Below are 15,464 nucleotides of genomic sequence, written 5' to 3'. Positions count from 1 at the left end.
TTACCCCCAGAAACCACTCTCAATCTTAACCAAGTTTTCAAAAACCTCCAATTCATAACCAGATATCACCGCTACACGTGGGGGTAAACCACCATATTTTATTGAAGGCTTGCTCAACCAGCGATCCGCTAGCTCTCGATTGCCGAACACATGCATAGTGCGCCTTAAAAGCGAGCTTTCAATTTCATTTATAACTTTTGGATTACAACCTAAAACCACAATGGCTGCTTGAACATAAAGTGAAAAATAATCATAGAAAGAAGGGCAATATTTATCTGAGACTGATTGCACTAATTGCGATTGAAATTTCCCACAAAAAAGTGTTGCGGGAAACTCTCCCCCCTGGATAAGAATTAGCGCCGAATACAAACTTGCTAAAACCCATCCCAAAGGAATATCTTTCAGCCGCTCATTAAGCAAAATATAAATATAAGCAGCTCGCTGTAGCGGGCAGATTATACTTCGCGACCTTACTATATAAAACTTTATCGCATCTTTTACCTCAACTTTACCGCCAACCAAAAACCCATCCAAATATTTATAAATTTCCGCCTCACCATTAAATCTCAAAACCTTTAAATATAGTCTTTTTACCTCCTCTACAAAATCATCTCCACCCCTCCCCTCAAGTGCGTTAGCCGACATTCTTAAAAAGTTGGAGGGACCCCAACAAAAACTAAAGTCTCCCTCCTCAGCCAAAGAGGAATAACCTCTAGGATCTACAGCCTTATCGATCCATAAACCTCCTACCTCAATACTAATTTCGCGCAGAACTTCCAATCTGCGTGTAACCATCGAAACTGAAAAAAATCCGAACTCATACTTCACACATCACCTCCTTGCTAAAGCAAAGAAAAGCAACAAAATCCAAAATATATTAAATCCAATTTTAATATTGAAAATCAATACACAGTATACGTAAACCTGTAGCCTTTTCAAAAAACATCCAAAATAGTCAATTCACAGTTCCTTTAACTGATATTCCGTTAATTCGATTGGACGTGCGCACTCCGTCCATGACACAAGTCTGCATCGTATTTTTCTGCATCTAGGCCCTGCGGCTAACACCCTGGAGTCCAAAGAAACCTTCCAATTCACTTCAAGCAATAGTCAGTACGCTCAGCGTACTCATGCACGGTACATCCACGACTGAGTGAGACACTGCTCCAGCTGGGGCAACCAATTGTTTTTTATAGACATTATTAAAATAACTCAAAACCTCCGCCATAGATGCGTCGTTTGACGTGATGCAAATTCGAAAATAATTTGCTCTAATCTGGTGAAATCGGACTCGGATTGCCCCCCTCCTCAGCCTGAATGGAATCGATAGCATGCACAGCGAATACTCACTGACCGACGTTTTAGAAAGGATTTATCACAATCAACTCGCACTAGAAGCGGCTCTCATGGAACTAACCCTATGGGTGGAGCAACGAGAGCCAGGAGACGTCGGTGAGAACGTGCGGGCATCACTTGAGACCATTGGTGAAAATGCAGGCTATATCAAGCAAGGATTGGCACGTCTAAAGGCCCTAGAATCGCGCTAATCACCTGCTGCAACCGTTATCTTGACATGCACTGGGAGTACCACGAGGCATAGGTGTTCAAAACCCTAGTAACTCATATCACGCTATCGTCACCCAGCTTTGTAGGTTATGCGTTACGCCTTTGTGGTAAGGAACCTATGGACAAGGCACAGTCCGCAGTTCAGATCTCAGATCAGGATCTACTGCTGCCATTGGCCACACCCGACGCTCAAGCCACAACATCAATGTGCCATCAAGGCGATTTGGGTGTAATCTAAGAGTAGGCGTGATTGCTGCAATGGATACCAAACTGAGATCTGCATTTGCAGAAGTTCAGAAAAGAAAAATTCACTATCGACAAAAATTTTGTCTTAAGTATACATTCTTCACAACTTGTATATGATCTAGGGACGCTTATAAATTGGCTAAGAAAAAAGTTAAAATAAAATCCCGCACAAGGATATCAAGCGACCCTAACATCTACATGAGGCGGCATGGCGAAACAATGGCTAACGTTGGGTACAGAATTGTAACTCAACTCAAAAAACTTAGTGACGCCCGCAGACTTGATCAGATTCTAGAGCTCGCCAAGAACAAACAACTGCCATCGATGTTAGTCCCAATTTACGAAAGTAAGAATCACTACCACATAGTAAGTGTCAAAAATTTTGTTTCTCAAGAGAACTATATTTATTGGGCTTTAGGCTTATTTCATAGATGCGCTACACAACTTAAAAGCTTTAACGAAGCACGCATTAACTTTAATGCTGAACTGCTAGCGGGAAATGCAAATAACGCACTGGACCACCTGAATACAGTTGACTCCATTAGTATCAGTTGGTGGGCAATAGAAAACAAAGTACACATTTTAAAAGAATTAAACAGGGAATCTGTTAAAGAGTACATCCAAAACATCAAAGATAGCTTTCCCAACCATGATGTCTCCAGCAGAATTAAAGAAATTCTGCTCATGTCCGAAAGCAGTTCTATTGGAGTTTTTGCGGGAATTTTAGATTCACAACTCAATGAGTACCGAGCCTCGGGCATTCAAAGCGCCATAGAATATGGCGCTGTTATTTCGTGCATGCAACTACCTATCTCGTTCGACCCAGATAGAAGGCTGACGCTAGATCAACTATACCTTTACCGGATGGAATCAGTAATTGATCAATATATACTTTTCAAAACAATAATATCAGAAATTTATTTAAAAGATGGCACTATTGACACATTCCTTATAGAAAAGATTCGACAACTTGCTGATTTTCTCGATGATGGAGAACTCAAAAGGCTAGTAGATAATAGTTCAACTTCAGACGACCAACTGCATCCAAAAATACTTAAAATAGTGGATGACTACACTCACGGTGCTTACGACAATGTAATCAATTCAGTAGTCGATCTTGTAAATCAAAGATCACAGCTACCTGTTGGACTAATAGAGATTTTTGCGAGATCAAAGCTTTACAACAATGACCGCTCCGAGAAAACCTTATACGATCATCTATCTAATAGCTTTGCAAGCATCCTTATGCTTGAACCGAATAGCGATGAGCGGATTGAATATCTACATAAGATGTGCGTTAAATTCCGAAATGAATTGTGGTCAAAGTCGTTAATGTTCCATCTTTCGTGCGTACTAGAGGAGATTGTTGATAGCTCCGTGATAGAGCTGAGTAGAAAGGATACACGCGCGCTAGGACCTTTCAATACGCCTAAAGCAAATTCTCAGAATCACACGCTACAAGTGGTACTTGACTCACGCGCAGACCAAATTCCTATTGAAAGGACAATCAGGCACCAACACGACGCGCATTCAGTCAAAGACCTAGATCGCACGCAGTTCCCAATTTTATCAGACTTCCTTAAGGTTCAGTCGAGACAATATAAAAACACCAAGAGTTGGATGAAGCTCATAAACTTCGCCATCGACAACTATTTTTTAAACAAATTTTCCTTTTATCATCTCCCTATGAATGTCATCTGCAGAGAGGTTTCTGACTTAGAAAAATCTGACAATGCGACTATGATCTCATGCCTGATAATACTGGACATTTACGGCAAAGAGATAAATGGAGCATACGATGAGATAAAGTCCGAGTTATTCGTTGACCTATTAGATGCGAACAGCACGCACAAACCGACTGACTTATTCCATAAAAATAACATAGACAAGAACGAAGCTTACTACCTAAGAAATATTTGCATATCATCTCAGCTAGACAATGTCGGCGCTTACAAAAATAATGATGAAGTCATTCATGAACGAGTGGCCATATTAGACAAATTAATTCTAACTTTCCCCAGCGATAGTGAAGAACTCAAATTGGAGAAGGACAAAGTCCTTGAAACTTTATTCTCGGACAAACTGAGAGCAAAAATTGAAACTGGTAAACTTTTTGTAGATGTACAAGCGCTAGAGACGCACAGAAAACAATCATACAAAACTCTTTTTGAACAAGCGAAGTCTATAGAAGGGGGCACGGTACTTGACCCTATAAACCTAAAAGAAGATATCAACAGACACTCTGCTGATATTCTAGAAATCACAGCTGACAATTCTGGCCTGCCCAGGGCAGTTACGTCCAACGAAAAAACAAGCATTTTATATAAGATATTTAACAATACCGCCAGAGACTTTGCCTTAAATGAAAATTACGGTCTTGATAAATATCTCAGTGCAGAAATCAGACACACTGTATTCATTACACAACTTAGAGCATGCTTCGAAAAAGCACACTTGATTACGGTGGAAAAAAACGGCGAATACTTGCCCAATATTTTTTGGGATGACAAATACTCCTACTTATCAACGCCTATCAAGGATGAAGTTGATCAGCATTTTAAAGATTTCTCAAGAAACATAGATACAATACTTAAGAAAACAAACAATTTTTTCAGAGTAACAGTTGATGGCTTCGGAATCGACGAATATATCTTTGATTTCTCGGCGTACTATCACCGCCTAGTCGAGATCTCTAAGCTAATTGATGCGCACAGTAACTTTGAAAGCTTCTTTAATGCTTTGATTGACTTTATGTGGGAGCTGTCTGCTGAGCATGCAAAAAAGGCGCAAACGTTAATTAATGATACTCTTCACCCACAAATACTTAATGAAATACAGCTCCTTGAAAACAACATAACCTTTACCAAGGCTGGCGCCCCTATGGGCGAATTGATGCAAGAGATTAAGAATTGCAGATCCAACTTCAGCAAAGAAATAGAATTAGTTCTTAATTGGTTTCGATTCGTAGGAGCAGACGGAGCAAACACTCTTGAAAAATTGGCAGTAGTCGTTGACGCATCGGTGACTTCTTTTAAATCAATTTACAGCCATAAAGGAGCACAAATTAATTTCAACCAACCGAGAAAAGAACTTACCTTAAACTATCGCGAAAGCCGATCACTTTTTATTGCACTATTCACTGCAATTGAAAACGCAGTAAAGTATCGTAAATCAAACTCTATTGTGAGTATCGACTGCTACTCTGAGGAAAATAAGGAAATCATACAAATAACAAACCTTATAGAGCCGGAAACATTTGGTGATAGAAATGAGTTCATGACCAAACACAGGTCGACCTGGAACGAAAAAAACTCTAATCTAAGTAGAGAAGAAGGTGGTAGTGGACTTTATAAAATATACAACCTCCTTCACAATTCCTCCTCAGGATTTTCGTTCGATATCAATATAGATGACAATAAATTCTACGCAGTAGTGGAGCTGAATCATGAAAGTTTTAATAATAGAAGACAACCACCTGAAGAGAGAAAAGATATTTGATTATCTTACACAAGAGTTTGAAGTCGAGATATCTGAGGCAGCCTCTTATAACAGCGGCCTTGCCATTGCTACTGAGCGACAGTTCGATTTTATAGTCTTAGATATGAGCATGCCGACATTTGACCGGACAGATACAGATAGGGGCGGCCGTTTTAGGACTTTGGCAGGAAAAGACATCGTCACTAGATTAAAGAAACTTAATCGCCTGAGTCCCTTTGCTGTACTAACAGGCTATACAGACTTTAGTGACGAAACAAAAAACCTTAACATTGATGAAATCAATGACTTACTAGCAGTTATGGGTGAACATTATAAAGGGATAGTTTTTTTTGATTCAACAAACTCAGTGTGGAAAGAAAAGCTTTCAGGGATCATAGAGCGCTTATAAATTGATAAAAATTTTGATTGTTGACGACAGCGAAACAAGAGTTGAATTGATCGTAGACTCCATAGAAAAGGCCCATCCTCCAGGCTCGCTCTATATTAAAGTCTGCGAATCTTCGGATTTGGCACGTCAAGCGCTACTTGAACATTTCGACCTTCTTGTACTAGACGTTCTGTTACCGAAAAAGCTCAAAGGCACCCCATCGGCGGTGAATAGTACAAAGCTTCTCTCAGACATATGCGATCCAAATAAAAAGTATATTCGACCGTCTCTAACAGTAGGACTCACCGCGGATATCGAGTACCTACAAAAGCATCAAGGAGAGTTTCAAAAGAACGCCATAGTTGTTTTAGATGGTTCAGTATCTAACATTGATTGGCTGGATACTTTAGGGGAGCAGATACAAAGCCTTATAGGTGCCAAAAGAAAAATTGTTCGTCACGAAGTAGACAGACTGTTAATTACAATTCATGGCATCAGAACTTTCGGAAAATGGCAAGAAGCTTTGGGCAGTTCAATGCAAGCCTATTCCAGGGATTTTGAGTTTGTAGATGTAAAATATGGATTTTATGACATTGTTTCTTTTGCGATACCATATTTAAGAAATCGAAAAGCAAAGCAAGCATCACAACAGGTAATATCGGCTTTAGAAGCCAATCCAGGCAAACATGTATATATCGTCGCTCATAGCTTTGGTACATATGTCTTGCTGGAAGCGCTAAAAAAAATTAAAACGGCCGAAGTAGTAAAGTGCGTCATAATGTGCGGGAGCCCCCTACCTCATGATACTGACATTAGCCCCATATTAAGATGTTCAAAAATAACTATAAATGAATGCGGTATTAACGATGCAGTTCTATTATCTTCTAGGTTGCTTCTCTGGGGCACGGGAGACGCTGGCAGAGTGGGATTCAGAACTCAACACTCACGGAAGTTTATGAATCGTTACTATAAAGGCGGACATTCTTTATATTTTGAAGACTATGAAAATTCTTCGTTCTACAATAGATTTTGGACGGAAACGTTGACATTGGACGTTGCGCCTATACCTCACGATGATCGTAACCACTACTTTGGCCACGACCTTGTTGACCTTGCTGTAAAGATAATCACCATAATAAAACCACTCTTTTATATTGGCGGCGCAGCTGCGATAATTTACGCTTTAACTATGCGATAAAACTTTAGACCAATTAAACAACATATCGCCATCAAATACCACATGTACTCCACTATCGATGGCGAGAGAATCAAAAGAGACGTTGATGTTAAATTTTCCACATACTCGCCCATATAAATAACTTACAAATATTTCCAAACCAACCATGGATATGCAAGATGCTTAAGATACCATCGCTTGATTCAAACACTATTTGCGCTCAAATAAAGCTTGCAGAAGATATGCTATTGGTAACTCAAATGGAGCTCAAAAATGTGCGACATCAAATGATTGAAGCCAAGGCGGATGAGCTGAGAGCCAAAGCTTTAATCGAATTTCTGGGGCGTACTGATGAACGTAAAAACAACTTGTATCCGTTTAGTTCATTTCGAGACAACTACATGTCCGCGGGTTTCGGCGGAATTAAAGTCGAAGAGTTAGACGAACACATGGATTACCTTAACCTAGTTATTTCCAATGCTCGCTCGAAAGAAAATGAAGCGCAGAGCCTAGAAAATTTGGAGATCTTGCTTAAAAAGGATATCGACCAATTGAGAACAGTCGCTAGCGTAGGTTTCAGGAATTACTATAACTATCTGGCAGTGAAAGACATTTGGTGGGGACAAAGTGCGCTGTGTAATCCTCATAAATACTCCCGGGCGACCTGAGATATTTCCGTCTTAGCGAAGGTGTACTTCCGGTCTAGAACTGTGACAAAGGCACACCATTCAGTTCAGTCTTTGCGGAGTCCGTTTGCGGTCTCCAACTCCTTCGCGCAAGTCATGGAGGTAGATCATTCGGGGCTGAGCGTCGTACCAAATCAATATGTCGGTGAGTTTTGTAGAACCACTCATCCACATTGGAAAGATTTAATATTTCATCCTTCACAAAAATCAAAAAATATCAGCCTATTCAACCTTTTGATTTACCTAATTAAATTGACAACTAACTGTTAACAAGGCACCAGAACTGATGGGAACCGATCAGTCAGATTGATAAGACGCGACAAGGCATTCCTTGGCGCTCTTGCGCAGCTTCTTGATCAAGCGTTCCTGACGCAACGCATCGCTCTTGTCGCGGCAACGTTCGGTGTAGACCAGCGCCATCGCCGGGCTGGACAGGAAGAAGCGCGCGCCCTTGCCGCTCTGATGCTTGGCGAAGCGGCGCACCGGGTCGTCGCTGATCCCGCAATACAGCGAACCGTTGGCCGCGCGCACGAGGTAGACGAACCAGGACTTGCTCACTGGCTCGACGACATCAAGTGGTTTTTCGCTGAGGCTGGTCACTTCGGGATCTGGACGTGTAGGAAACAGGCCGCGATCTTATCAGCGACCGGCCTGAAATGCCTTCAGCCCTTTCAGCGCCTGCGCACGGACGGCGTTGCGCACCAGCGGCGTCCAGCCCAGCAGCAAGCCTTTGAAACCCAACGCCTGCCGCGACCAGCGCCATAGGTCGAAGTGGTCGTGGTGCTCGCAGATCTTGCCGTCACGAAAGACGAAGCGCGCCTGAATATCGTTGATCACCACGTTGCCGGTCTGGCTGAACAGGTAAGTCGCCACCCAGTGCGCGCCGCCACTGCGCTCGTCGGCGCGGACATTGTCGAAAGTCAGGGAGAAGTCCTTGGCGCGGGTGGTGAGCATGCGCCACATGTCGCCGGCATCGCGCCCGCGCAGTTCACCGAAGGCCGGATCGCTGAACACCACATCGTCGGTGTAGCAGGCGGCCATGGCCTCGGCGTCGAGGCGCTGGAAGGCCTGGTAGAAGCGGGTGATCAGGGCGGCGTGGGCTTCGCTCATGGGCAAACTCCAGGAAATGGACAGATTGCCAGCACGATAAGCTGCAAATCGAAGAAACACTATCGGCATTCGCAGAGCGAATACCACGCAAGATTTAAAGCACCGCAAAAACTGTGGGAGCGAGCTTGCTCGCGAAGAGGCCGGCACATTCAACATGATCTGTGCCTGAACCACCGTCTTCGCGAGCAGGCTCGCTCCCACATGGGATATCACTGGCCCCAAAAAAGGGCTACGTGTCAGATTTTTTCGCTTTGCACTTGCACGTACAGCGAGCGGCCGGCACCCAGCCCGGCAATGATCGCCCCGGTGCCGATGATGCCGAAAATCCAGCCCACCGCATTCCAGCCGCCGGTCCAGTCATGCACCACGCCGACCGCGAACGGTCCCATCGAAGCCAGCGTATAACCGAAGCCCTGGGACATGCTCGACAGGTTCGCCGCGACGTGCGAATCCCGTGAGCGCAGCACGATCAAGGTCAGCGCCAGGCTGAACGTACCGCCCTGCCCCAGGCCCAGCAGAATCGCCCAGCCCCACAGGCCTTCAATCGGCGCATAGAGGCAACCGAACAGACCACCGAGGGTCAGCGCCATCACCACCACGATCGCCAGCCGCTGATCCTTGCCACGGGTCGCCAGCCACGGCGCCGCCAGCGAACTGGCGAGCTGGATGATCACCGAGCCGGACAGCACCAGCCCGGCCTGGGTCGGGGTCAGCCCGCGGCCGATCAGGATCGACGGCAACCAGCCGAACACGATGTACGCCAGCGACGATTGCAGGCCCATGTACAAGGTCACTTGCCAGGCCAGCGGATCGCGCAACAGCCCACGCACCCGATAGGCGACGTGGTGCGCGCCGTGTTTCTGCCCGACTTGCGGCAGCCAGAACAGCGCCGCCACCAGCGCCGGGATCACCCAGAAACCCAGGCCCAGCGCCCAGCTGTGGTCGAAGTGCTCGCTCAACGGCACGGTCGAACCCGCGGCCATTGCCGCACCAAGGCACAGGGCCATGGTGTAGACGCCGGTCATGGTTCCGGCGTGTTTGGCGAAGTCGCGTTTGACGATGCCCGGCAGCAGTACACCGATGATGCCGATGCTCGCGCCACCGAGAACACTGCCGGCGAACAGGCCGATCTCACCGAAGTTGCTGCGCACAATGATGCCGGCGGCCAGGGTCAGCAGAATCCCCAGCACCACCCGCTCAGCGCCGAAACGCCGCGCCAGTATCGGCGCCAGCGGTGCGAACAGGCCCAGGCACAGCACCGGCAACGTGGTCAGCAGACCGGCCTGCGCAGCAGACAGCCCGAGGCTTTTCGACACTTCGCTGAGCAGCGGCGCCATGCTCGACAGCGCCGGGCGCAGGTTCAGCGCCACCAGAATCAGCCCCAGCAGCAACAGCCACGGGCGGCGCACCAGCGGATGGCTTTGCTGCACCTGTTCGTCGTCGGCCTCGGCGTCGATCAGCAGCTCTTCGAGTTCTGCCGTGCGCTTGGGGGTTGAGAGGTTGTTCTCGGTTTCAAGGTTCATTGATCAACTGCCTCGATATGGCTTTGGCCCGTTCCGGGTCGCGTTGTTCGACGGCATCGAGCAACTCGATGTGCAGGTCGAACACTTCCTGACGGCGCGGGACGATGTTCAGCGTCTGGCGCAATTGCGCGCCGACGATGCTGGAGAAATAGCGATACAACTCGCTGAGGGTGGGGTTGTGCGCGGCGTCCACCAGACGGCGGTGGAACACCAGATCGCAGGAAATGTAAGTGTCGAGATCGCCGTGGTAGTGGCTGCCGCTGGTGCCGAGCGCTTCGCGCAGTGCCACCAGATCTTCATCGGTGCGGCGCAACGCGGCCAGGCCAATCGCCTCGACTTCGAGGATGTGCCGGGTTTCGCGCGCCTGCTCCAGCGAGCAACGGGACAACGCCTTGAGCGTGTCCATCGGATCGACCACTGCGCGCAGATAACTGCCGTCGCCCTGACGGATTTCGATCAACCCGGAAAACGCCAGCACGCGCATGGCTTCGCGCACGGTGTTGCGGCTGATGCCCAACTCGCTGCACAGCTCCGGCTCGGTCGGCAGCCGTGCGCCGACCTGCCACACGCCATCGGTGATGCGCTGGCGCAGCTGATCCAGGGCCTGATCGACCAGGGATCGCTTGATCAAAGGTGAGATGTCTGTCATGAAATTCGCCCTTTCATCCAATCATAGGATGAATTTCCTGACATGGTAGTCAGGCAACCGAATCGGCACAAGGGGCAAATCGCGGGCAAAAATAAACCCGGAACAGGTCCGGGTTTATTTCATTGCCTGAATTAGATCAATGCAGGATCTGGCTCAGGAACAGTTTGGTACGGTCATTCTGCGGGTTGTCGAAGAAGTCGTTCGGTGCTGCCTGCTCGACGATTTCGCCCTTGTCCATGAAGATCACGCGGTTGGCCACGGTGCGGGCGAAGCCCATTTCGTGGGTCACGCAGAGCATGGTCATGCCGTCCTCGGCGAGGCCGATCATGGTGTCCAGCACCTCTTTGACCATCTCCGGGTCGAGGGCCGAGGTCGGTTCGTCGAACAGCATGATTTTCGGTTTCATGCACAGTGCGCGAGCAATCGCCACGCGCTGTTGCTGACCGCCGGACAGTTGCCCCGGGAATTTATGCGCCTGCTCCGGAATGCGTACGCGCTCCAGATAATGCATGGCGATTTCCTCGGCCTTGCGCTTGGGCATCTTGCGCACCCACATCGGCGCCAGCGTGCAGTTCTGCAGGATGGTCAGGTGCGGGAACAGGTTGAAGTGCTGGAACACCATGCCGACTTCGCGGCGGATCGCTTCGATCTGCTTGAGGTCGTTGGTCAGTTCCACGCCGTCGACGACGATGCGCCCCTGCTGGTGCTCTTCCAGACGATTGAGGCAGCGGATGGTGGTCGACTTGCCGGAACCCGACGGGCCGCACAGGACGATACGCTCACCCTGTTTGACGTTGAGGTTGATGTCTTTCAGCACGTGGAACTGGCCGTACCACTTGTTCACGCCCTGCATCTGAATAATGCCTTCAGGGCCCACAGGCTTTTTGATTGCTTCGCTCATTTACCGAGAACTCCTAACGCTTGTGGCCAGTGTCGAGCTTGCGTTCCAGATGCATGGAATAGCGCGACATACCAAAACAGAAAATCCAGAACACCAGGGCGGCGAACACGTAGCCTTCGGTGGCCATGCCCAGCCATTTCGGATCGGCAGCGGCTTGTTTGACGCTGTTGAGCAGGTCGAACAGGCCGATGATGATCACCAGGCTGGTGTCCTTGAACAGCGCAATAAACGTGTTGACGATGCCCGGAATCACCAGCTTCAGGGCTTGCGGCAGAATCACCAGGCCCATCGCGCGCCAGTAACCGAGGCCCATCGCCGCAGCCGCTTCGTACTGACCTTTAGGGATCGCTTGCAGACCGCCACGCACCACTTCGGCAACGTAGGCCGACTGGAACAGGATCACCCCGATCAGCGCCCGCAGCAGCTTGTCGAAGTTCATGCCTTCGGGCAGGAACAGCGGCAGCATCACCGAGGACATGAACAGCACCGTGATCAACGGCACGCCGCGCCAGAACTCGATGAAGGTCACGCAGACCACGCGAATCGCCGGCATGTTCGAGCGACGGCCCAGCGCCAGAATGATCCCCAGCGGCAAAGCGCCGGCGATACCCACGGTGGCAATGACCAGCGTCAGCATCAGGCCACCCCACTGGCTGGTCGCCACGGTGTCGAGGCCGAACACGCCGCCATGCAGCAGGCACCACGCGACGATCGGGTAGATCACCAGGAAGCTCAGGCCGTACACGGCTTTGTGCGCCACGCGCTTGATAAACAGTGGTGCCACGCCGATCACCGCCAGCCACACGGTCAGGTCGACGCGCCAGCGCAGTTCCGCCGGGTAGTAGCCGTACATGAACTGGCCGAAACGCTGCTGAATGAACACCCAGCAGGCGCCGTCCTTGGTGCAGTCGGCGCGGGTGGTGCCGACCCAGTTGGCATCGAGGATCGCCCAACTGAGGATCGGTGGGACCACCAGGTAGATCAGGTAGAACGCGAACAGGGTCAGCAGGGTGTTGAGCCAGCTGGAGAACATGTTGGCGCGTATCCATGCCATCGGGCCGAAGACCTTGGCCGGCGGTGGCATGTCGGGTTTGAAAGTATGGGTTGTCATGCGCGTTTCCTCACCGCTCGATCAGCGCAATGCGCTTGTTGTACCAGTTCATCAGCAGGGAAATGCTGATACTGATCGCCAGGTACACGCTCATGGTGATGGCAATGACTTCGATCGCCTGACCGGTCTGGTTGAGCACGGTGCCGGCGAACAGCGAAACCATTTCCGGATAACCGATACCGGCGGCCAGCGACGAGTTCTTCGCCAGGTTCAGGTATTGGCTGGTCAGCGGCGGAATGATCACTCGCAAGGCTTGCGGAATGATCACCTTGCGCAGGGTCGGGCCGTTGCGCAGGCCGAGCGAACGCGCCGCTTCGGTCTGGCCATGGCTGACCGACTTGATCCCCGAACGGACGATTTCCGCGATGAACGCGGCGGTGTACACGGTCAGCGCCAGGGTCAACGCGAGCAGTTCCGGGATCAGCACCCAGCCACCGACGAAGTTGAAGCCCTTGAGTTGCGGCATTTCCCAGTGCAGCGGCGCGCCGAAGATCAGTGCGCACAGGGTCGGGAGCACCAGCAGGATCGCCACGCCGGTCCAGAATTTGTGGAACGGTACGCCGGTGTCTTCGAAACGCTTGTTGGCCCAGCGGCACATCAGCACGATGGCGACAATCGCCAGCACCACACTGATGACGAACGCCCAGAAGCCGTCAGCCATTTGCGCGGCCGGCATGTTCAGGCCCCGGCTGCTGACGAAGAAGGTGTCGCCGAAGTTATGGCTGTTACGCGGTCCCGGCATGGTCAGGAACACCGCGAAGTACCAGAACAGAATCTGCAGCAGCGGCGGAATGTTGCGGAACACTTCCACATACACGGTCGCCAGTTTGCTGATGATCCAGTTCGGCGACAGCCGCGCCACACCGATGATGAAGCCCAGCAGGGTCGCCAGGATCACGCCGATGACGGTCACCAGAAGGGTGTTGAGCAAACCGATCACGAACACCCGGGCATAGCTGTCCGCTTCGGTGTAGGAAATCAGGTGTTGAGCGATGCCGAACCCGGCACTGCGCTCCAGAAAGCCGAAACCGGAAGTGATGCCCCGGTGCTGCAGGTTGGTCTGGGTGTTGTCGAACAGATACCAGCCCATGGCGACCACCGCCACGACGGTGATGATCTGAAACAGCCACGCACGCACTCGCGGATCGCTGAGGCTGAACCTCTGCTTTGGTGCGCCGATTGAATTTTGCATGAAGTGCCCCGGAAGAAATGGAACAGAACATCACCCGGCGGTTGGCCCGCCGGGTGATAGAACCATTAGCGCACTGGTGGTGCGTACTGAATGCCGCCGTTGGTCCACAGCGCGTTCAGGCCACGGTCGATTTCCAGCGGAGTGCTCTTGCCGAGGTTTTTCTCGAAGATTTCACCGTAGTTACCGACCTGCGAAACGATTTTCACAACCCAGTCCTTCGGCAGTTTCAGGTCCTTGCCGTATTCACCGTCAGCACCCAGCAGACGAGCGACGTCCGGGTTCTTGGTGGATTTGGCTTCTTCCAATACGTTTTTCGACGTCACGCCGGCTTCTTCAGCGTTCAGCAGCGCATAGCCAACCCAGCGAACGATCGCCAGCCACTCGTCGTCGCCATTACGCACGACCGGGCCCAGCGGTTCTTTGGAGATGGTTTCCGGCAGTACCACGTAGTCTTTTGGCGAAGCCAGTTTGCTGCGCTGTGCGTACAGCTGCGACTTGTCGGAGGTCAGCACGTCGCAACGACCGGATTCCAGCGACTTGGCGCTTTCATCGGAGGTGTCGAAAGTGATCGGGGTGTACTTCAGGCCGTTGGCACGGAAGTAGTCGGACACGTTCAGTTCGGTGGTGGTACCGGCCTGGATGCAGATGGTTGCACCGTCCAGTTCCTTGGCACTCTTCACGCCCAGCTTGTTGTTGGCCAGGAAGCCCACGCCGTCGTAGTAAGTGATGAAGCCCGGGAATTTCAGGCCCATGCCGGCGTCACGCGAGCTGGTCATGGTGGTGTTGCGCGAGAGCAGGTCGATTTCGCCGGACTGCAGCGCGGTGAAGCGCTCCTTGGCGTTCAACTGGCTGAACTTGACCTTGTTGGCGTCGCCGAATACCGCAGCGGCCACAGCGCGGCAAACGTCAGCGTCGATCCCGAGGATCTTGCCCGAAGCGTCCGGCACCGAGAAACCCGGCAGACCGTCGCTCACGCCACATTGCACGAAACCTTTCTTCTGCACGGCATCCAGGGTTGCACCCGCCTGAGCGAACCCGCTGACGCCGAGTACTGCTGCAGCAGTCACGACCGCCAGAGTGGATTTCAACATCTTCATTCAAACCTCCAGTTTTGCTCTTGTTGTGTCGGAGCTTGAGTCCAGTCGCACCCTTTTGAGGCGTTGTTGACCCGTGTTGGCTTTTTTTGGGGTCAACCGACGTAAGACCTTCGCTATGAGTCTAGTAGGAGAAAATCCACATCATGGACAACTCACTTCTCACCAGTCGGCCGAACGGGCTGTAGCCCTTCCACGTTCGCTTTGCCCGTAGCGGCCATTGGCGAACATCCATCACCGGATTCTTTGCAATCCCGTCGCAAGTCGTACACTGATAGTGTTACCGCCACACGCGAGATCGGTTGCACGCTGAGAGCCATAGCAAAGCCCGTACCACACCGCTT

14 protein-coding genes are annotated in these 15,464 nt (G+C 50.3%); 5 read left to right on the top strand and 9 right to left on the bottom strand.

Going from position 1 to position 15,464, the window contains the following annotated elements; all coding sequences use genetic code 11:
• On the bottom strand, positions 1–828 hold the full coding sequence (locus tag ACVHNU_RS01505) for a hypothetical protein (protein WP_473018861.1): 828 nt from the start codon (positions 826–828) through the stop codon (positions 1–3).
• 503 nt (positions 829–1,331) lie between these two features.
• Between ACVHNU_RS01505 and ACVHNU_RS01500 the strand changes: the two genes are divergently transcribed.
• The 5 genes from ACVHNU_RS01500 (at position 1,332) to ACVHNU_RS01480 (ending at position 7,522) form a co-directional block, all read left to right on the top strand.
• Complete coding sequence (locus ACVHNU_RS01500) at positions 1,332–1,547, top strand: hypothetical protein (RefSeq protein ID WP_473018860.1); 216 nt, start codon at positions 1,332–1,334, stop codon at positions 1,545–1,547.
• A 400-nt stretch (positions 1,548–1,947) separates the two neighbouring features.
• Entirely contained in the window at positions 1,948–5,310 is a 3,363-nt protein-coding gene (locus tag ACVHNU_RS01495) for a histidine kinase (protein WP_473018859.1), read from the top strand.
• Positions 5,258–5,698 carry a response regulator gene (locus ACVHNU_RS01490; protein ID WP_108592616.1) on the top strand — a complete coding sequence of 147 codons (441 nt, stop codon included), beginning with the start codon at positions 5,258–5,260 and terminating at the stop codon, positions 5,696–5,698. The genes ACVHNU_RS01495 and ACVHNU_RS01490 overlap by 53 nt, the downstream gene beginning before the upstream one ends.
• 1 nt (position 5,699) lies before the next feature.
• Complete coding sequence (locus ACVHNU_RS01485; protein ID WP_473018858.1) at positions 5,700–6,875, top strand: alpha/beta hydrolase; 1,176 nt, start codon at positions 5,700–5,702, stop codon at positions 6,873–6,875.
• 158 nt (positions 6,876–7,033) lie between these two features.
• A complete protein-coding gene (locus ACVHNU_RS01480) occupies positions 7,034–7,522 on the top strand; it encodes a hypothetical protein (RefSeq protein ID WP_108592614.1) in 489 nt (162 codons plus the stop codon).
• A 315-nt stretch (positions 7,523–7,837) separates the two neighbouring features.
• On the opposite strand, the gene ACVHNU_RS01475 is transcribed toward ACVHNU_RS01480, so the two are convergent.
• The 8 genes from ACVHNU_RS01475 to ACVHNU_RS01440 all read right to left on the bottom strand — a co-directional run bounded on the left by ACVHNU_RS01475 (position 7,838) and on the right by ACVHNU_RS01440 (position 15,123).
• A complete protein-coding gene (locus tag ACVHNU_RS01475; protein WP_003221903.1) occupies positions 7,838–8,140 on the bottom strand; it encodes a GIY-YIG nuclease family protein in 303 nt (100 codons plus the stop codon).
• A 39-nt stretch (positions 8,141–8,179) separates the two neighbouring features.
• On the bottom strand, positions 8,180–8,650 hold the full coding sequence (locus ACVHNU_RS01470; protein ID WP_003221901.1) for a nuclear transport factor 2 family protein: 471 nt from the start codon (positions 8,648–8,650) through the stop codon (positions 8,180–8,182).
• Positions 8,651–8,886: 236 nt separating this feature from the next.
• On the bottom strand, positions 8,887–10,173 hold the full coding sequence (locus ACVHNU_RS01465) for a CynX/NimT family MFS transporter (RefSeq protein ID WP_003221898.1): 1,287 nt from the start codon (positions 10,171–10,173) through the stop codon (positions 8,887–8,889).
• Complete coding sequence (locus ACVHNU_RS01460) at positions 10,163–10,822, bottom strand: FadR/GntR family transcriptional regulator (protein WP_338800873.1); 660 nt, start codon at positions 10,820–10,822, stop codon at positions 10,163–10,165. Before ACVHNU_RS01460 ends, ACVHNU_RS01465 begins: the two co-directional genes overlap by 11 nt.
• A 136-nt stretch (positions 10,823–10,958) precedes the next feature.
• Entirely contained in the window at positions 10,959–11,723 is a 765-nt protein-coding gene (locus tag ACVHNU_RS01455; RefSeq protein ID WP_003221897.1) for an amino acid ABC transporter ATP-binding protein, read from the bottom strand.
• Positions 11,724–11,736: 13 nt separating this feature from the next.
• Positions 11,737–12,834 (bottom strand): amino acid ABC transporter permease, encoded by a 1,098-nt coding sequence (locus ACVHNU_RS01450; protein ID WP_003221895.1) that lies wholly within the window; start codon positions 12,832–12,834, stop codon positions 11,737–11,739.
• A 10-nt stretch (positions 12,835–12,844) separates the two neighbouring features.
• Positions 12,845–14,026 (bottom strand): amino acid ABC transporter permease, encoded by a 1,182-nt coding sequence (locus ACVHNU_RS01445; RefSeq protein ID WP_103484922.1) that lies wholly within the window; start codon positions 14,024–14,026, stop codon positions 12,845–12,847.
• A gap of 65 nt (positions 14,027–14,091) precedes the next feature.
• Complete coding sequence (locus tag ACVHNU_RS01440) at positions 14,092–15,123, bottom strand: amino acid ABC transporter substrate-binding protein (protein ID WP_047292688.1); 1,032 nt, start codon at positions 15,121–15,123, stop codon at positions 14,092–14,094.
• Positions 15,124–15,464: the final 341 nt, after the last annotated feature.

This window comes from Pseudomonas sp. Ors-4-3C (assembly GCF_055755035.1).
This window is presented reverse-complemented; position numbering and strand designations above follow the sequence as displayed.

What these genes read in the sequence shown, in the direction of transcription:
- ACVHNU_RS01500 (WP_473018860.1), top strand. Translation starts at nt 1,332, where the DNA reads ATGCACAGCGAATACTCACTGACCGACGTTTTAGAAAGGATTTATCAC.
- ACVHNU_RS01490 (WP_108592616.1), top strand. Translation starts at nt 5,258, where the DNA reads ATGAAAGTTTTAATAATAGAAGACAACCACCTGAAGAGAGAAAAGATA.
- ACVHNU_RS01480 (WP_108592614.1), top strand. Translation starts at nt 7,034, where the DNA reads ATGCTTAAGATACCATCGCTTGATTCAAACACTATTTGCGCTCAAATA.
- ACVHNU_RS01470 (WP_003221901.1), bottom strand. Translation starts at nt 8,650, where the DNA reads ATGAGCGAAGCCCACGCCGCCCTGATCACCCGCTTCTACCAGGCCTTC.
- ACVHNU_RS01465 (WP_003221898.1), bottom strand. Translation starts at nt 10,173, where the DNA reads ATGAACCTTGAAACCGAGAACAACCTCTCAACCCCCAAGCGCACGGCA.
- ACVHNU_RS01460 (WP_338800873.1), bottom strand. Translation starts at nt 10,822, where the DNA reads ATGACAGACATCTCACCTTTGATCAAGCGATCCCTGGTCGATCAGGCC.
- ACVHNU_RS01455 (WP_003221897.1), bottom strand. Translation starts at nt 11,723, where the DNA reads ATGAGCGAAGCAATCAAAAAGCCTGTGGGCCCTGAAGGCATTATTCAG.
- ACVHNU_RS01450 (WP_003221895.1), bottom strand. Translation starts at nt 12,834, where the DNA reads ATGACAACCCATACTTTCAAACCCGACATGCCACCGCCGGCCAAGGTC.
- ACVHNU_RS01445 (WP_103484922.1), bottom strand. Translation starts at nt 14,026, where the DNA reads ATGCAAAATTCAATCGGCGCACCAAAGCAGAGGTTCAGCCTCAGCGAT.
- ACVHNU_RS01440 (WP_047292688.1), bottom strand. Translation starts at nt 15,123, where the DNA reads ATGAAGATGTTGAAATCCACTCTGGCGGTCGTGACTGCTGCAGCAGTA.